Annotated in this window: 16 protein-coding genes; 8 read left to right on the top strand and 8 right to left on the bottom strand. The window is 67.2% G+C overall.

What is annotated here, in order from left to right:
- The first annotated feature begins 76 nt into the window (after window positions 1-76).
- The 8 genes from JMY28_RS00340 to JMY28_RS00305 all read left to right on the top strand — a co-directional run bounded on the left by JMY28_RS00340 (window position 77) and on the right by JMY28_RS00305 (window position 9671).
- Window positions 77-3022, top strand: coding sequence for a sensor histidine kinase (locus JMY28_RS00340; protein ID WP_201693567.1), 2946 nt, complete (start codon window positions 77-79; stop codon window positions 3020-3022).
- Window positions 3015-3713: a two-component system response regulator KdpE gene (gene kdpE / locus JMY28_RS00335; protein WP_201693566.1), complete on the top strand. Its 699-nt coding sequence runs from the start codon at window positions 3015-3017 to the stop codon at window positions 3711-3713. The genes JMY28_RS00340 and kdpE overlap by 8 nt, the downstream gene beginning before the upstream one ends.
- Window positions 3714-3816: 103 nt before the next feature.
- A complete protein-coding gene (gene sugE, locus JMY28_RS00330) occupies window positions 3817-4137 on the top strand; it encodes a quaternary ammonium compound efflux SMR transporter SugE (protein ID WP_201693565.1) in 321 nt (106 codons plus the stop codon).
- 210 nt (window positions 4138-4347) lie between these two features.
- A complete protein-coding gene (locus tag JMY28_RS00325; protein WP_201693564.1) occupies window positions 4348-4962 on the top strand; it encodes a DUF4126 domain-containing protein in 615 nt (204 codons plus the stop codon).
- A 170-nt stretch (window positions 4963-5132) separates the two neighbouring features.
- Window positions 5133-7682, top strand: coding sequence for an ABC transporter permease (locus JMY28_RS00320; RefSeq protein WP_201694569.1), 2550 nt, complete (start codon window positions 5133-5135; stop codon window positions 7680-7682).
- Between the two features lie 97 nt (window positions 7683-7779).
- Complete coding sequence (locus JMY28_RS00315) at window positions 7780-8190, top strand: group II truncated hemoglobin (RefSeq protein ID WP_201693563.1); 411 nt, start codon at window positions 7780-7782, stop codon at window positions 8188-8190.
- 159 nt (window positions 8191-8349) lie between these two features.
- The gene (locus tag JMY28_RS00310) at window positions 8350-9084 is read left to right on the top strand and encodes an alanyl-tRNA editing protein (protein ID WP_201693562.1); all 735 of its coding nucleotides are present in this window, start codon (window positions 8350-8352) and stop codon (window positions 9082-9084) included.
- Window positions 9084-9671 carry a DUF924 family protein gene (locus JMY28_RS00305; RefSeq protein WP_201693561.1) on the top strand — a complete coding sequence of 196 codons (588 nt, stop codon included), beginning with the start codon at window positions 9084-9086 and terminating at the stop codon, window positions 9669-9671. The genes JMY28_RS00310 and JMY28_RS00305 overlap by 1 nt, the downstream gene beginning before the upstream one ends.
- A 19-nt stretch (window positions 9672-9690) precedes the next feature.
- Here the strand turns inward: JMY28_RS00305 and JMY28_RS00300 are convergent, their stop codons facing one another.
- The 8 genes from JMY28_RS00300 to JMY28_RS00265 form a co-directional block, all read right to left on the bottom strand.
- Complete coding sequence (locus JMY28_RS00300; protein WP_201693560.1) at window positions 9691-10437, bottom strand: SDR family oxidoreductase; 747 nt, start codon at window positions 10435-10437, stop codon at window positions 9691-9693.
- 71 nt (window positions 10438-10508) lie between these two features.
- Window positions 10509-11093 carry an LOG family protein gene (locus JMY28_RS00295; RefSeq protein WP_201693559.1) on the bottom strand — a complete coding sequence of 195 codons (585 nt, stop codon included), beginning with the start codon at window positions 11091-11093 and terminating at the stop codon, window positions 10509-10511.
- 13 nt (window positions 11094-11106) lie between these two features.
- The gene (locus tag JMY28_RS00290; protein WP_158757374.1) at window positions 11107-11829 is read right to left on the bottom strand and encodes a TetR/AcrR family transcriptional regulator; all 723 of its coding nucleotides are present in this window, start codon (window positions 11827-11829) and stop codon (window positions 11107-11109) included.
- 194 nt (window positions 11830-12023) lie between these two features.
- Window positions 12024-12713, bottom strand: a complete 690-nt coding sequence (locus JMY28_RS00285; protein ID WP_236596640.1) for a diacylglycerol kinase — start codon at window positions 12711-12713, stop codon at window positions 12024-12026.
- A 116-nt stretch (window positions 12714-12829) separates the two neighbouring features.
- Entirely contained in the window at window positions 12830-13861 is a 1032-nt protein-coding gene (locus JMY28_RS00280) for a glycosyltransferase family 4 protein (RefSeq protein ID WP_201693558.1), read from the bottom strand.
- A gap of 67 nt (window positions 13862-13928) precedes the next feature.
- Entirely contained in the window at window positions 13929-14891 is a 963-nt protein-coding gene (locus JMY28_RS00275) for a UDP-2,3-diacylglucosamine diphosphatase (protein WP_201693557.1), read from the bottom strand.
- 143 nt (window positions 14892-15034) lie between these two features.
- Window positions 15035-15583: an RDD family protein gene (locus tag JMY28_RS00270; RefSeq protein ID WP_407945451.1), complete on the bottom strand. Its 549-nt coding sequence runs from the start codon at window positions 15581-15583 to the stop codon at window positions 15035-15037.
- A gap of 140 nt (window positions 15584-15723) precedes the next feature.
- On the bottom strand, window positions 15724-16548 hold the full coding sequence (locus JMY28_RS00265; protein WP_201693556.1) for a DUF3106 domain-containing protein: 825 nt from the start codon (window positions 16546-16548) through the stop codon (window positions 15724-15726).
- Between the last annotated feature and the right edge of the window lie 7 nt (window positions 16549-16555).

The following is a 16555-nucleotide window of genomic DNA, read 5'->3' as shown; positions in this document are numbered from 1 at the left end:
TGCCATTTCCGCGCCACGGTGAGACGATCTTTCGTGCTCCAGGTGCAATCCACGTGAAATCCAATCCGACTTCCGCATGAACCGCCCCGATCCCGACGAACTGCTCGACCGGCTGCAGCGTGACGAAGAAAAACGCCGCCGCGGCAAGCTGAAGGTTTTTTTCGGCGCGTCAGCGGGCGTGGGCAAGACCTATGCAATGCTGCAGGCTGCGCGCCGCCGCGCCGAGGAAGGCGTGGATGTGGTGGTCGGCATCGTCGAGACGCACGGCCGCAGCGAGACCGCCGCGCTTACCGCCGGCCTCGACGTCATGCCGCGCCAGCGCATTGCCTACCGCGGGCGTCTGCTCGAAGAATTCGATCTCGACGCGGCGCTCGAGCGCAAGCCGCAACTCGTGCTCGTCGACGAGCTCGCGCATTCGAACGTGGCCGGCGCGCGGCACATGAAGCGCTGGCAGGACGTGTACGAGCTGCTCGACGCTGGCATCGACGTCTACACGACCGTCAATGTGCAGCACCTCGAAAGCCTCAACGACGTGGTCGGGCAGATCACGGGCATTCGCGTGTGGGAGACCGTGCCCGACCGCGTGTTCGATCGTGCCGACGAAGTCACGCTCGTCGACCTGCCCGCCGAAGAACTGCTCGACCGCATGCGCGACGGCAAGGTCTACATGCCGGCGCAGGCCGAGCGCGCGGTGCGCAACTTCTTTCGCAAGGGCAACCTGATCGCGCTGCGCGAGCTGGCGCTGCGCCGCACGGCCGACCGCGTGGACGCGCAGATGCGCGAGTACCGCGCCGACCGCTCGATCCAGCATGTCTGGCAGGCGCGCGAGCGCCTGCTCGTCTGCGTGGGGCCGGGGCCCGAGGCGAACGCGCTGGTGCGCGCTGCCGCGCGGCTCGCCGCGAGCCTGAAGGCCGACTGGATCGCCGTGTATGTGGAGACACCGAAGCTCCAGCGTCTGCCCGATGCGACGCGCGAGCGCACGCTCGGCGCGCTCAAGCTCGCCTCCGAGCTCGGCGCCGAAACGGCGACGCTCGCGGGCGAGGACGCCGCGACGACACTCGTCGGCTATGCGCGGCTGCGCAATGTATCGAAGCTCGTGGCGGGCGGCTCCTTGCGCACGGGCTTTTCGCGCTGGGTGAAGCGCCCGTTCGGCGAGCGCCTGGCCGAAAAAGCCGGCGATGTCGATCTCACGCTCGTGCGCGCGAGTGCGGGCGACGCGGTGCGCTCGGGCAGCGAGGCCAATGCGGTCAGCGCAGCAACACGCGCCGCCAACGCCTGGCGCGAGGCGCTCGCGGTGGGCGGCGCCGAGCGCTCGCCGCCGCGCGCTTACGCGGCCGCGCTCGTGATCTGCGCGTGCGTGACGCTCATTGCGAGCCAGCTGATCGACCGCATCGACCTCGCGAACCTCGTCATGCTGTATCTGCTCGGCGTGATCTTCGCGGCGACGAAGCTCGGGCGCGGGCCGGGCGTCATGCTCTCGTTTGCGAGCGTCGCCGCGTACGACTTTTTCTTCGTGCCGCCGCGCATGTCGTTTTCGGTGACGGACACGCAATATCTGCTGACCTTCGTCGGCATGCTGCTCACTTCGCTCGTCATCAGCCATCTCACGTCGAGCCTGCGCCGCGAGGCGAGCGTCGCGCAGCGGCGCGAGCAGCGCACGGGCGCGATGTATGCGATGGCGCGCGAGCTGGCCGCGGCGCTCACCACGGAACAGATCGTGGCGATCGGCAGCCGTCACGTGAGCGAGGTGTTCGGCGCGCGCGTGGCGCTGCTGTTGCCCGATAGCGTCGACAAGGTGCAGCAGAAGATCGAGGAGCCCGATCCGAAGATCATGCTCGACGCCGAAAACCTCGACATCGACGTCGGCCAGTGGGTGTACGACCAGCAAAAGCCCGCGGGCAACGGCACCGATACGCTGCCGGCCGCGGTTGCGCGTTACTTGCCGCTCAAGGCGCCAATGCGCACGCGCGGCGTGCTCGCGGTCGTGACGCGCGATGCGCGCGAGCTGCAGGTGCCCGAGCAGCAGCGCATGCTCGACGCGTTCGCCGCGCAGATCGCGCTCGCGCTCGAGCGCGTGCACTACGTGGACATCGCGCGCGACGCGCTCGTCAACATGGAGTCGGAGCGGCTGCGCAATTCGCTGCTCTCGGCCATTTCGCACGACCTGCGCACGCCGCTCACGACGATCGTCGGCTTCTCGTCGATGCTCGCGCAAACCCATGAGCCCGAGGATGCACGGGATTCGCGCTCGGGCGAGCTGATCGAGGCGATTCACGACGAGGCGCTGCGCATGACGGGCATCGTCACGAACCTGCTCGACATGGCGCGCCTGCAGGCCGGGAGCCTGAGGCTCAATCGTCAGTGGACGCTGCTCGAGGAAACCGTGGGCGCGGCGCTCGCCGCTTGCCGCCGCGTGCTCGCGCGGCACCCCGTGCGGGTGTTGCTGGAGGAGGGCTTGCCGCTGCTCCAGCTCGACGCCGTGCTGATGGAGCGGCTCTTTTCGAACCTGCTGGAGAACGCGGCCAAGTACACGCCCGCTGACACGCCGCTGTCCATCGCGGCGCGCCGCGTGGAGACGGGCGGCCAGCCGTTCGTGCGCGTGTCGATCGAGGACAACGGGCCGGGTTTGCCGCCCGGCATGGGCGAGCGTGTGTTCGAGAAGTTCACGCGTGGCGAGAAGGAGTCGGCCAAGCCCGGCATCGGGCTCGGACTCGCCATCTGCCGGGCGATCGTGGAGGCGCACGGGGGTACAATCGGCGCGACAAATCGCGTTGCCGCCGACGGCCATGTGGAAGGCGCGACGTTCTGGTTTGCGCTGCCCGTGGAGTCGCCGCCGCCGCTGCCCGCCGATGTGACCGATGCGTCAGATGTGCATGAAGCGCTCGAGCCGCTCGAGCCGCATGGCGACGCGCAACGCGCGAGCGCTATTGAACCCGTCAGGGCCGAATCGGCCCCACGGATGCCCGCCCCACGGATGCCCACCTCCCAAAAAACCGTCGATCCCAAACCCGCAAATGAGTGACCCGAGCATCGCCGTCGTCCTGATCGAAGACGAAAAACAGATTCGCCGATTCGTGCGCGCAACGCTGGAGGGCGAGGGTATCGTCGTGCACGACGCCGAGACCGGCAAGCAGGGCCTCGTCGAGGCCGCCACGCGCAAGCCCGACCTCGTGATCGTCGATCTGGGCCTGCCCGACACCGACGGCCTCGACGTGATCCGCGAACTGCGCGGCTGGAGCGATCTGCCCGTGATCGTGCTTTCGGCGCGCACCCAGGAAAGCGAGAAGGTGGCCGCACTTGACGCTGGCGCCGACGACTACCTGACAAAGCCGTTCGGGGTGTCCGAGTTGCTTGCGCGCATCCGGGCGCAGCTGCGCAGGCGCAACCGCAGCGGGGCGAACGAGGCGCCGCAGGTGAGCTTCGGCGCTGTGAACGTCGATCTCGGGCTGCGCCAGGTGACGCGCGACGGCGCGCCCGTGCATCTCACGCCCATCGAGTACCGCCTGCTCGCCACGCTCGTGCGCGACGCCGGGCGCGTGCTGACGCACCGTCAACTGCTGCGCGAGGTCTGGGGGCCATCGCATGTGGAAAGCAGCCATTACCTGCGTATCTACATGGCGCATCTGCGGCAGAAATTGGAGCGCGATCCCGCGCAGCCCGAGCACATCATCACCGAGACGGGCGTGGGATACCGGCTGGTCGGCGTGCAGTAAGCCTGCGCGGCGTCGGTGCTATAATTACAACTCTGTAAGGACGGCCTTGCAGACGTTTATGTCATCGGGGACGGCCCCATTTTTTTGAATGGAGCGTTTGCCTATGTCCTGGTTTCTCCTTCTCATCGCTGGCCTGCTCGAAGTGGCGTGGGCCGCCGGTCTCAAATCGTCCGAAGGATTCACGCGGCTCTGGCCCTCGGTGTTCACCGTGGTCACGGCGCTGGGCAGCTTTGTCCTGCTCGCCATGGCCATGCGTCAATTGCCGCTCGGCACCGCCTATGCGGTGTGGACGGGCATCGGCGCGGTCGGCGCGTTCGTGTTCGGCATCGTCATGATGGGCGAGGCAGTGAGTGCCGCGCGGGTGGCGAGCGCCTCACTGATCGTGCTCGGCCTCATCGGTCTCAAGCTTTCTTCGTCCGCCTGATTCAATTCGCTGCGCATACCTCGGTCCGGACACTGTGCCGCGGCCGCGCAACACCGCTGCGGCGCCGCAGCGAGCGTGGCTATAATGGAACGGTCATAACCCGATAACACTCCGCGCCGCATGAGCGGCGAGCGTGTGCGCACAGCGCCTGCTCTCCCGTTTCGCGTGTGGAGCGCCGGCGCGCCGGCCGCGCCGCGCGAGGAGGCAGCCATGCTGGAACCACTTTCGCTAGCGGCGGGCCTGTCCTGGGGCAGCGGCCTGCGTCTCTATCTCACGGTGCTGATGGCCGGCGTACTGCAACGTCTTGGCCTGATTCACCTGCCCGACACGCTCGCCGTGCTCGCTTCGCCGTGGGTGATCGGCATCGCCGCCGCGCTCACGGTGCTCGAATTCCTCGCCGACAAGATCCCCGCGTTCGATTCGCTCTGGGACGCGGTGCATACCTTCATCCGCATTCCGGCCGGGGCCGTGCTGGCGGCCGCCGCGCTCGGCCACGCCGATCCGGCGCTCTTGACCGTCGCCGCGCTGGCGGGCGGCACACTCGCGGGCACGGCGCATCTCGCCAAAGCGGGCACGCGCGCGCTCATCAATCTTTCGCCTGAGCCGGTGTCGAACGTCGTCACGTCGAGCGCCGAGGACGGCATGACCTTCGTGGGCGTGCTGCTTGCGTTCTTCGTGCCGCTGCTCTTCCTCGTCATGCTCATGGCGTTCCTCTTGCTCGCGGTCTGGGCGCTGCCGCGCCTGTGGCGCGGCGTGCAAGGCGGTTTTCGCGGCATGGCGACGCACATGGTTTCGCGTCTTTCGTTGCGGGGTCGTCACGATTGAGCGGCGGCGCGCCTTCTTCCAACGCAAAGCCTGCGCGCAGCGAAGGCGGCCCGGGCTTCGTGCAGGCTGAGCCGCTCGGTGCAACCGGGGGCGGCCAAGGCGGTCCGCGTGGGCCCGTGGCCGTGCGTACCACCCCAAGCGGGTCCGATCTCGTGCGTCTTGCCGCGCGCATGACGGCGCGCGACTGGCGCGCGGGCGAACTCACCATGCTGCTGCTCGCGCTCGTGCTCGCCGTGGCGGCGCTCGCAAGCGTGGGCTTTCTCGCCGATCGCCTGCAGCGCGGTCTCGAACGCGATGCCCGGCGCATGATCGCCGCCGATTTCATCGTGCGCGCCGATCACCCCGTCGATCCCATGTTTGTGCGCGAGGCGCAATCGCTCTCGCTGCGCACTGCGACCACGGCGATCTTTCCGAGCATGGTGAGTGCGGGTGCGCCATCAGTTGCGGCAGCGGCGGGCGCTTCCGCCGCCCCGGGCGCAACGGCCACGCGCCTTGCCGCCGTCAAGGCTGTCTCAGCAGACTATCCTCTGCGCGGCGCGCTGCGCATCGCCGCGGCGCCCGGTGCGCCCGATCACGCGGCGCAGGGCATTCCGCCGCCGGGCACCGTCTGGGTGGACGACGAACTGCTCGACGCGCTCAAACTGCATGTCGGCGACACAGTGAAAGTCGGCACGCGCACCTTCACCGTGAACGCGCTCATCACGAAAGAACTCGACCGTGGCTTTTCGTTCGTGAACTTCTCGCCGCGCCTCATGATGCGCGCGGACGAAGTTGCGTCGACGGGTCTGCTTGGCTATGGCAGCCGCGTGACTTACCGCCTGCTCGTGGCGGGCGCCGATCCGGCCGTCGCGCAGTTCGCGTCCTGGTCGCGTGCGCGCGTGGATGGCGGCAAGATGCGCGGCGTCGCGCTCGAATCGCTCCAGGACGGCCAGCCGCAGGTGCGCCAGACGCTCGACCGCGCGCGCCACTTCCTCACGCTCGTTTCGCTGCTCACGGCGCTGCTCGCGGCAGTGGCGATCGCGATGGCCGCGCATCGCTACACGCGCCGCCATCTCGATGCCTGCGCCGCAATGCGCTGCCTCGGCGCGAGTCAACGCACGCTGCGCACGCTCTTTGTGCTGGAGTTCGCGGGGCTCGGGCTCGTGGGCGGTGCGGTTGGCGTCGCGCTCGGCTACGCGGGCCATCTCGCGCTGCTGGCGTGGCTCGGCAATCTCATCGACGTCGTCTTGCCGCAGCCCGGCCCGCTGCCCGTGCTCGAAGGCATCGCCGCGGGCCTCGTGTTGCTGCTGGGCTTCGCGCTGCCGCCGCTCTTGCCGCTCACGCGCGTGCCGCCGGTGCGCGTGCTGCGCCGCGAGTGGGGCGACGAAGGGCGCGCCGCGTGGGCGGCCTATGGCGTCGGTATTGCGCTTTTTGCGGGGCTGCTCGTGATCGCGGCGGGTGAGTTGAAGCTGGGCGGTATCGTCGCTGGCGGTTTCGCGATCGGGCTGCTCGTATTCGCCTGCGTCGCGCGCACAGCGCTCTGGTGTGCGGCGCGCGTGGCTCGCAGCCCACGCCTTTCCGGCCAGGCGCGCGCGGGCGTGGGCTGGCGCTATGCGCTGGCGTCGCTCGAGCGGCGGCCGGGCGCAAGCGCGCTGCAGATCACGGCGCTCGCCATCGGCCTCATGTGCCTGTTGCTGATCGCGATGACGCGCAACGACCTCGTCGATGGCTGGCGCAAGTCCACGCCGCCGGACGCACCCAACGAGTTCCTCATCGACATCCAGCCCGACCAGCGCGACGCCGTGGCGGCCTGGCTGCGCACGCACGGCATCGCCGGGGCTGCTGATAGCGATCTCCAGCCGATGGTGCGCGGGCGCCTCATCTCGATCAACGGCAAGCCCGTGAATCCCGACTCGTACAAGAGCGAGGATGCGCGCCGCCTCGTGGATCGCGAGTTCAATCTCTCGTACACGACGACGCTGCCCGACGACAACCGCATCGAGGCGGGCAGCTGGTATGGCGATTCGAGCACGCCGCAGCTTTCGATCGAGCAGGGCCTGGCGAAGCTCATCAACGTGAAGCCTGGCGATGTGCTCAAGTTCGATGTGACCGGCCTCGAAGTCACGGCGCCCGTGACGAGCGTGCGCAAGCTCGACTGGGGCTCGTTCAAGGTCAACTTCTTCGTGCTGATGCCGCCCGGGTTGCTGCGCGATTTTCCGGCGACCTACATCACGAGCTTTCACCTGCCGCCGGGGCAGCGCGAGGTCGTGGACGGTCTCGTGGCCCGCTATCCCAACGTCACCGCGATCGACATCGCGCCGATTCTCGCGCAGATCGAGCGCGTGCTGGAGCAGGTGATCGGCGCGGTGCAGTTCCTCTTTCTCTTTACGCTCGCCGCCGGCGTGCTGGTGCTCTACGCGGCGCTCGCGGGCACACGCGACGAGCGCATGCGCGAGTCGGCGCTGCTGCGGGCGCTTGGGGCATCGCACCAGCAGGTGCGCGCGGTGCAGGTGGCCGAATTCATCTCCGTGGGTGCGCTCGCGGGGCTCATGGCTGCGATCGGCGCGCAGGCGGTCGGCTCGGTGCTCGCCACGCACGTGTTTCTGTTCTATCTCCCGTTCGATCCCTGGCTCCTGCCGGCCGGCATCGCCGCAGGCGTGGTGTGCGCCGGCGTGGGCGGGTGGATCAGCTTGCGGCACGTGCTCGCGCGGCCGGCGCTGCAGTCGCTGCGCGACGCGTGAGGCGCGGGGTGCGAACCCGCCGCCACGCGCCGCTATGCGAGAATCATGGGTTTGCGGCAGTGCGCTGCCGTCCCTCTTTTTGTCCTGATTCAACCGTATGACCAATCCAGCCGACGAAGCGCCGCAGAAACCCACGGCCTTCGAACTCGTCGGCGGCGAGGCGCGTGTGCGCGAACTCGTCGACCGTTTCTATGACCTGATGGACCTCGAGGCCGACTTTGCGGGCATCCGCGCGATGCATCCGCAAACGCTCGACGGTTCGCGCGACAAGCTGTTCTGGTTCCTCTGCGGCTGGCTTGGCGGCCCGGACCACTACATCGAGCGCTTCGGTCATCCGCGCTTGCGCGCTCGTCATTTGCCGTTCGCGATCGCCTCGTCCGAGCGCGACCAGTGGCTGCGCTGCATGGCGTGGGCGATGGAAGACGTGGGCCTCCCAGAGCCGCTGCGCGAGCGCCTGCTGCACTCGTTCTTCGATACCGCGGACTGGATGCGCAATCACCCGGGTTGATGCGCAGCGCTCGATTGTGCCGGTCCGCGGGCCAGTACAGTCAGGCGCTCGCGCATCGCGGCCGTCCAGCGGGGTGTGTCACGACGCGCCCATAATGCCCCTTTGGCTGGTGGGCGCCTGCGCGCGGCCAGCCGTAAGCAAAACGAGGAGACACCCACGATGACGACCACCCGCGCGCTCTTTCGCGAAGACGCCTATCTCACGCAGTGCGAAGCGACCGTGCTTGCCGTCGGCGAGGACGGCGTGCGGCTCGACCAGACCGTGTTCTATCCGCTCGGCGGCGGCCAGGCTGGCGACGCCGGCGCGCTGGTGCTCGCCGACGGCACGCGCATCGAGATTGCCGACACACGCAAGGCGAAGTTCGAAGGCGCGACGCCCGACGACGCGCTGCACGTGCCCGCTCCAGGCCAGGAAGCGCTGCTCGCGCGCCTGGCCGCCGGAGAGCGTGTGCGCGCCGAGATCGACTGGGCGCGCCGCCACCGGCACATGCGTCTGCATACGGCGAGCCATCTGATGTGCGCGGTGCTGCCGTACCCCGTTGACGGCTGCAGTATCACGACCGACTATGCGCGCCTCGATTTCGCAACGGTCGAGCCGATCGAGCGCGACATGGTGGAGGCGCGGCTTGCCGAACTCGTTTCGGCCGCGCACGCGGTGGCGACCGAATGGATCACCGACGAAGAGATGGCGCAACGCCCCGAACTCGTGCGCACGATGAGCGTGAAGCCGCCGATGGGCCTCGGCCGTGTGCGCCTCTTACGCATCGAGAGTGTCGATTTGCAGCCTTGCGGCGGCACGCACGTGCGTAACACGCAGGAGATCGGCGCGTTGCGCGTGGCGAAGCTCGAGAAGAAGAGCGCGCGCACGCGGCGTCTCGTACTGGAACTGGCGTAATGAATCTCGACCCGCGTGCGCGGGGAGTGCTCGACTTCTGGTTCGGTGCGCCGGGTTCGGAGGTGTTCGGCCGCGAGCGCAAGATCTGGTTCCGCAAGAGCGCAGCGTTCGACGCACAGCTACGCGAACGCTTCGGCGCGCTGCTCGACACTGCCTGCGCGGGCGAACTCGACGCATGGTGCGAGACGCCCGAAGGTGCGCTCGCGCTCGTGATCGTGCTCGACCAGTTCTCGCGCAACTGCCATCGCGGCACGCCGCACGCCTTCTCCGCGGACGACAAGGCGCTCGGCATCGCGCGCGAGATGGTGGCGAGCGGTGCGGATCTGCGCCTGCCCACGTTGCAGCACCGCTCATTCGCCTATCTGCCGTTCGAGCATGCCGAAAATGCCGAAGCGCAGCGCGAATCGCTGCGACTTTTCGGCGAGCTGGCAAAAGATCCTGAAGGGAAGGGCTACTACGATTACGCCGTGCGCCACGCGAAGATCATCGAGCGCTTTGGGCGGTTTCCGCATCGCAATGCGCAATTGGGCCGCGTTTGCACCGACGAGGAAACCGCCTTCCTGCGCGAGCGCGGTTCGTCGTTCTAGCCAAGACTAGCGCGCGACTTCAGCGCCCGCCGCTCACGTCGAGTAGGGCGCCTGTGACATACGAGGCGGCGTCGCTCAGCAACCACACGATCGTTTGTGCGACTTCGTCGGCGCTGCCGGGGCGGCCGAGCGGCGTTTGCGCGCCAAGCACGGCCGCGCGATCCGGGCGGCCGCCGCTCGCGTGGATCTCGGTGTCGATGAGGCCGGGGCGCACGGCGTTCACGCGCACGCCCTGCGGGCCGAGTTCCTTGGCAAGTCCGATCGTCATCGTGTCGACCGCGCCTTTCGACGATGCATAGTCGACATATTCGTTAGGCGAGCCGAGCCGGGCGGCCGCAGAAGAGACGTTGACGATCGCGCCGCCGTCGCCGCCACGATCCTTCGACATGCGCCGCGCCGCTTCGCGTGCACACAGAAACGCGCCGTACACGTTCACGTCGAACATGCGCTTCAGACGCTCGGCGTTCATGTCGGCGACCTGGCTGCCGGGAGCCACGATGCCCGCGTTGTTCACGAGCGCATCGATACGGCCATAGGCCGATTCGAGCGCGTCGAACATGGCGACAACGTCCGCCTCGCTTGCCACGTCGCCGCGCAGCACGCGCGCGTGGCCGCCAGCGCGGCCCACCTCGGCGGCAGTTTCGTCGGCAGCCGGTTCGTTGTGCAGATAGTTCACGCCCACGGTCCAGCCGTGCGCGCCAAGCAGACGCGCCGTCGCGCGGCCTATGCCGCGGCTTGCGCCGGTGATCAGGACAACCTTGCTCATCGCGATGGACTCATGGTGGTAACTGCGCGTAGTGACTGCGGTTTGTCGGGAGGCAGCGGCGCGCGGCTAGATCAAACGTTCTCGCGCAAGTCCGCCCACTTGTCCTTCGCTGGCGCGTGATAGCGCTTGAGCCTCGCGATCAGCGCGACCGGATCGCTGTCGGTTTGCAGCATGTCGCGGTAGGTCTGGCGCATGAAGCCTTCGCGCACCGTGTGGTCGAGCAGCGCCATCAGCGGATCGTAAAAGCCGCCGATGTTCAGCACGCCCACCGGCTTGCGGTGATAGCCGAGCTGCGCCCAGGTGTAGACCTCGAACAGCTCTTCGAGCGTGCCCGCGCCGCCCGGCATCGCGACGAAAGCGTCGGAGAGGTCGGCCATCATCTTCTTGCGGTGGTGCATGTCGGGCACGACGTGCAGCTCGGTGAGGCCCGCGTGGCCCACTTCCTTGTCCACCAGCAGCTCGGGGATCACGCCGATGGCGCGGCCGCCGCCCGCCATCACGGTGTCGGCGATCACGCCCATCAGGCCGACCTTGCCGCCGCCATAGACGAGCGCGAGGTTCGCGGCGACGAGCGCGCGGCCAAAGGCCTGTGCGGCTTCGGTGTAGATCGGGTTGGCTCCAGGCGAGGAGCCGCAATACACGCAGACTGCTTTCATTCGGCTTTGGCCTTTATTCCCGGTTGTCCTTGGCGGCGCCCGCGCCTTCGCGCGGCGGCAGGTAGTCGTAGAACTCGCGCTTGGGGAGCTTGCCCGAAACGAGATCGTCGAACAGCTCGCGCGCGCGGCCGCGCAGATACGGCGCCATCAGCGAGACGATCTGCACGCTCACCTGGTGCAACTCGTCGCGAATCGCTTCCTGGTCGTTGTACTTGCGCGGGTTCATTACGAACTGGTACGAGAGCCAGTAGGTGGCGATCACGCCGATATTGGTCGAAATCACGTCGATCTCGGCGGGCGTGGCGACCATGTCGCCGTCTTCCACGAGCTGCTCGCAGAACTGCTTCGCGAAGTGCACCTTGTGGCTGATGATCTGCTTGAAATGCATCTCCAGCGTGCGGTTGCGCGCGAGCAGGTCGTTCAGGTCGCGATAGAGAAAGCGGTAACGCCACGTGAAGTCGACCATGTACTGCAAGTACGCCCACATCTCGTCGATGGTGGCGCGATGGTCTTCGGGAAAGCGCAGACGCTTTTCGATCTCCTGCTCGAACTGGCTGAAGATACTGTTGATGATGTCGTCTTTGTTGCGGAAGTGGTAGTACAGGTTGCCTGGACTGATCTCCATTTCCTCGGCGATGGTCGTCGTGGTGACGTTCGGCTCGCCGATCTCGTTGAACAGCTTCAACGACAATTCAAGTATCCGTTCGCGAGTGCGGCGGGGAGGTTTGGCATCCATGTCGTCCGGCCCTGAAAATGCTGTGCCGGGCCCAGGCGCCCGCCAATAGGTAGCGGTGCGCGCGGCCCGGACGCGGTTGGTCGTTATAAGACTGTCGTTCGATTATAAACCGACGGCCCGCGCGCACCGACAGCTTGCGCCTGTCGAGAGCGTGGGACAGAGGCGAGGCCCTCGCTATACGAGGGGGTGGGGCGCTACAGTACGCCGATTCCGTGCAGCAGCAGCGGCCCGAAACGGGGCACGAGGATCAGCCCCCAGGTCATCACGCAGAGCAGCAAGGCGAGCGTAACGGCCGCGCTGCCGAGGTCTTTGGCGCGCCCCGAAAGCTCATTGCGCTCGAGGCCGATGCGGTCCACCGCGTTCTCGATGCTCGAATTGAGCAACTCGACGATCAATACGAGGATCACCGAGCCGAGCAGCAGCACACGCTCGACCGGCTCGACCGGAATGAAAACGCCGATGGGTACGAGGATGGCCGCGAGCGTAAGCTCCTGGCGAAACGCGCTTTCCTCGCGGATGGCGGCGCGAAAGCCCTTGATCGAGTACTTGAGCGCCTTCCATGCGCGGGTGATGCCGCGGTTGCCCTTGTACGGGTTGAAGGGCAGCGGGGCGAGCGGATCGTCCGGCCCGAGCGGTTCGTGCAGGTGCGGCGGCTCGGGCGGCTCCAGTGCGGCAGCGGGCGCAATGGGATTGGCGTTCTCGATCACCGATGCGGCTTGCGGCGCGACGCCAGGTGCAGCAACGGTAGAAACTGGCGCGCGCGGATCGAGCGCTTCGGCGGCGCGTGCGGTACGCGTCGAGCCGCCGGCACTTTGGCGGGCTGGCGGATTGGGACTGCGAGCGCCCTGGGCGCTATGCGGCGGTGACGGAGGACGTGGCGTCATGGTGGTGCCAGGTAGTACCTCAGTATCGCACGCGTGGGAGGCGGTTGCGCCGGGGCCGTCCGTGTCCCCGGCGCGCTTGCTGGCTGTCGTTGCGCGGACCATGGCCGGCCTCGTGCTCAGGCAGCGGCGCTGGAAGGCTCCATCGTCGCACGCGAGTGCGGCTTCAGATGTGCCGCGAATTGCTCGGAGGCCGCACGCCACGAGAAACGCTCGGCCCAGGCGCGCGCCTCGGCGCGCTCGATCTTCAACGCTTCGAGGCACGCTTCACGCAGGTCTTCGTTCATCGAGCCTGCGCCGCCCGTGCCCAGCACATCGATCGGGCCTGTCACCGGGTAGGCGGCCACCGGCGTGCCGCATGCGAGCGCTTCGAGCAGCACGAGACCGAAGGTGTCGGTGCGGCTCGGGAACACGAATACGTCGGCGGCGGCGTAGACCTTCGCGAGTTCAGGCTGGCTCAGGACACCCAGGTAATTCGCCTGGGGATAGCGCGACTTCAGCTCGGCGAGCGCCGGGCCTTCGCCGCACACCCACTTCGAGCCGGGCAGATCGAGCTTGAGAAACGCCTCGACGTTCTTCTCCACGGCCACGCGGCCCACATAGAGGAAGATGGGGCGCGCCGTGTTGAGCACCTTCGACTCCATTGGCCGGAAGATGTCGAGGTCCACGCCGCGTGTCCACAGCACGACGTTCGTGAAGCCGAACTTCTCGAGGTCGGTTTTCACGACGGGCGTGGGCGCCATCACCGCGAGCGAAGGCTTGTGGAACCAGCGCAGGAAACGGTACGTCACGGAGAGCGGAACGCCGAAGCGCGCCTGCACATACTCGGGAAAGCGCGTGTGATAAGCGGTCGTGAACGGCAGGTCGTGGTCGATCGCGTAGCGGCGCGCGGCGAGTCCGAGCGGACCTTCGGTCGCGATGTGGATGGCATCGGGCCCGAATGCGCGGACGCGATCGCGCAGATGCCGCTTCGGAAGCAGCGAGAGCTTGATTTCCGGATACGTGGGGCACGGTATCGTGCGGAACTCCAGTGGCGTGAGCAGTTCGACCTGATGCCCGAGCGCGATGAGTTCGCGCGTCGTGTTCTTCAGCGTTCGAACCACGCCGTTCACCTGCGGCTCCCATGCATCGGTCACGATCATTACTTTCATCGGTCGTCGGCCCTCTCGTTGTTCCGTAGTGCGGTTATGGCCGCAGTTACGTAGCGGTTGTCGTTTCTCAAGCGGCGCTCACGCGCGCCTTGCGGGTGGAGGCCTGCGCTTGCGGCGGCGCTTGCATCACGGTCCAGTACACGATGCGCAACTCACCCTCGAACGTCTCGACGAGTGCGGTGAGGCTCTCCACCCAGTCACCGTCGTTGCAGTACAGAATGCCGTCGATGTCACGGATCTCGGCCTTGTGGATGTGGCCACAGACCACGCCGTCGCAGCCGCGGCGGCGCGCTTCGTCGGTCATCACGCGCTCGAACGAGGAGATGAAATTCACCGCGTTTTTCACCTGATGCTTGAGGTACTGCGAGAGCGACCAGTACTGGAAGCCGAGCTTCGCGCGCACGCGGTTGAACCAGCGGTTGAGCAAGAGGATCAGCGTGTAGGCCGAGTCGCCGAGATAGGCGAGCCACTTGGCGTGCTGGATCACGCCGTCGAAGAGATCGCCGTGCACGACCCACAGGCGTTTGCCGTTGAGCGTCGTGTGAAAGGCTTCCTCGCGCACGTGGATGTCCCCGAATGCGAGATTGCAGAACTGGCGCGCGCTCTCGTCGTGGTTGCCCGGAATGTAGATGACCTGGGTGCCCTTGCGCGCCTTGCGCAGCACTTTTTGCACGACGTCGTTGTGCGCCTGTGGCCAGTACCAGCCCTTCTTCAACTGCCATCCGTCGATGATGTCGCCCACGAGGTACAGATACTCCGACTCGTTGTGGCGCAGAAAATCGAGCAGATACGAGGCCTGGCAGCCGCCCGTGCCGAGATGGATATCGGAGAGCCAGATCGTGCGGTAGCGGGTGGGGTCGGGGTGATCGTCGTCGTGGGAGCCGGTGGTGGGGGCGTCGTCGATCGACGAGGGCGGCAGGGGCGGGGCGGGAAAGGTGGCTCCGCCGGGGGACGGGTGAAACGTGGCGGAGTCGGTGCCTCGTCCGGTGGTCTGCCGGAACAGGGTGGTCGCTGACGTCTTTTGGGCCATGGCGCGCGCGGCAGGTTGTAATACGCGCATTGCGCCATGCTGCCGTGACGGCAACATGACAGTCACGAGAAGGTCTCGTTACGCAGTCCCAGGTTGTGCCGTGCAGACGCTTTTTCGGTGCGATAGGGAAGGTGGTGCGGCTGCTACGCCGTCGCGCATTGTCGCGTGATCGCGACAATGCGCGTGCCCGCAATGCGGTCGTGAAGAAACTGCCTGTCGTGGGAGAAGCGCTCGCTTGCGGCCCAGATCACGAACCAGATGGCTTCGAGCGCGAGCGTGTGCGGAATCGAAAGACTGAGCAGCGGGTGCAGCACGAGCGGCGGCAGAAACCACAGCCACGCTGCGAGATAGCGCAACGTCGCCCGTGCGAGCGTGGGCGGCTTGCCGTCCGGGCCGACCACGCGCAGGCGCCAGGTCTTCATCGGCAGCGTCTGGCCGCCCTTGTGCCAGAAGCCGACGAAGTACGCGCCGGCTACGAAGATGATCCAGACCGCCATCGCGTTGTGATGGGTGTAGCCATTACGCTGCTGCATGATGAGACTGAACGCGAGGCCGGCGGCGAAGACGACGCCGAAAAGCAGCACACTTTCGTAGACGAACGCGGCGAGGCGGCGGCGAATCGAAACGGGCGCAGATTCAACCTGGAAGGCGACGGTGGACGGCAGGGCGGCGGCTTGGGCGCTTTCGGACACGATGGCGTCGGTTCGGGGACGGGACGCCCAAGCATAACCTCGAAAACGCGCGCGACGAAATGGCCGGAACGCCGCGGCGGGGTTAACGAGGATGCGTGCGGAGGGTGCGCGCGAGGTTAGCGCGAGCGCCGGTGGAAGCTTCAGGAGCCCTTGAACGCTGCGGGCGCTTCGGCGGGCGAGACGGGAATCGGCGTGGCGGGCACGAAGCTGCCGGCAGCGGGAATGCCCGACGCAAACGACGAAGCGGCCGGCTCGCTCGGCGCGCCGGGCGCTGCGGGCGCGAGACCCGAGCCCGTGCTGCTGGCGCCAGCCGCGCCCGATGCCCCGGTGACGCCCGCGGGCGTATGCGGCGAGCCGCGGTGATCGCGCTCGTTGACGAGGCGCTCGATATCGCGAATCTCGCTCTTGTTGCCACTGGGCGGGGCGCTCACGACGGTGGGCCGGCGCTTGTGCTCGCTCGCGGCAAGGCGTTCTTTCTGCTCTTCGGGGAGTTGCTGGTAAGCCTTCCAGGCACGCTGGCGCGCCTGCGCCGGCAATTCCTTGGAAACCTGGTAATTTTCGCGCGCGACGCGCCGTTGCTCCGGCGTCATGCCGACCCATTCCGCCATGCGCTCATGCAAACGCTTCTGCGCTTCCGGTGACATCTTTGGGTAACGTGCGGCGATCTTCAGCCATTTGCGTTTTCGCTCGTCGCTGAAGCGATCCCATTCCACGGCGAACGGCGCGAGGGCCGCGTGCTGGACTTCACTGAGATGCACCCACGCGAGCGGGTCGGACTGGCCGGGCAACGGCGCGAACGCGGTCGTGATCGAATTGTCGACCGAGGGCGCTTTCCCCTGAGTGGCCGTGCCAGCGGTGTTTTCGCCAGTCGGCTCGGGGTGAAAGCGCGGGTAGGTCGCCATATACGACACGACTGCCGCGACCACAGATCCAATGACAACGGCCAGGCCGCGCTTGTAACTCACCCCGTCA

The organism is Paraburkholderia hiiakae (assembly GCF_904848665.1).
GTDB lineage: Bacteria > Pseudomonadota > Gammaproteobacteria > Burkholderiales > Burkholderiaceae > Paraburkholderia > Paraburkholderia hiiakae.
Note: the sequence above shows the minus strand (reverse complement) of the source record. Positions and strands in the feature narration are given on the sequence as shown.

What these genes read in the sequence shown, in the direction of transcription:
- JMY28_RS00340 (WP_201693567.1), top strand. Translation starts at nt 77, where the DNA reads ATGAACCGCCCCGATCCCGACGAACTGCTCGACCGGCTGCAGCGTGAC.
- kdpE (WP_201693566.1), top strand. Translation starts at nt 3,015, where the DNA reads ATGAGTGACCCGAGCATCGCCGTCGTCCTGATCGAAGACGAAAAACAG.
- sugE (WP_201693565.1), top strand. Translation starts at nt 3,817, where the DNA reads ATGTCCTGGTTTCTCCTTCTCATCGCTGGCCTGCTCGAAGTGGCGTGG.
- JMY28_RS00325 (WP_201693564.1), top strand. Translation starts at nt 4,348, where the DNA reads ATGCTGGAACCACTTTCGCTAGCGGCGGGCCTGTCCTGGGGCAGCGGC.
- JMY28_RS00320 (WP_201694569.1), top strand. Translation starts at nt 5,133, where the DNA reads ATGACGGCGCGCGACTGGCGCGCGGGCGAACTCACCATGCTGCTGCTC.
- JMY28_RS00315 (WP_201693563.1), top strand. Translation starts at nt 7,780, where the DNA reads ATGACCAATCCAGCCGACGAAGCGCCGCAGAAACCCACGGCCTTCGAA.
- JMY28_RS00310 (WP_201693562.1), top strand. Translation starts at nt 8,350, where the DNA reads ATGACGACCACCCGCGCGCTCTTTCGCGAAGACGCCTATCTCACGCAG.
- JMY28_RS00305 (WP_201693561.1), top strand. Translation starts at nt 9,084, where the DNA reads ATGAATCTCGACCCGCGTGCGCGGGGAGTGCTCGACTTCTGGTTCGGT.
- JMY28_RS00300 (WP_201693560.1), bottom strand. Translation starts at nt 10,437, where the DNA reads ATGAGCAAGGTTGTCCTGATCACCGGCGCAAGCCGCGGCATAGGCCGC.
- JMY28_RS00295 (WP_201693559.1), bottom strand. Translation starts at nt 11,093, where the DNA reads ATGAAAGCAGTCTGCGTGTATTGCGGCTCCTCGCCTGGAGCCAACCCG.
- JMY28_RS00290 (WP_158757374.1), bottom strand. Translation starts at nt 11,829, where the DNA reads ATGGATGCCAAACCTCCCCGCCGCACTCGCGAACGGATACTTGAATTG.
- JMY28_RS00285 (WP_236596640.1), bottom strand. Translation starts at nt 12,713, where the DNA reads ATGACGCCACGTCCTCCGTCACCGCCGCATAGCGCCCAGGGCGCTCGC.
- JMY28_RS00280 (WP_201693558.1), bottom strand. Translation starts at nt 13,861, where the DNA reads ATGAAAGTAATGATCGTGACCGATGCATGGGAGCCGCAGGTGAACGGC.
- JMY28_RS00275 (WP_201693557.1), bottom strand. Translation starts at nt 14,891, where the DNA reads ATGGCCCAAAAGACGTCAGCGACCACCCTGTTCCGGCAGACCACCGGA.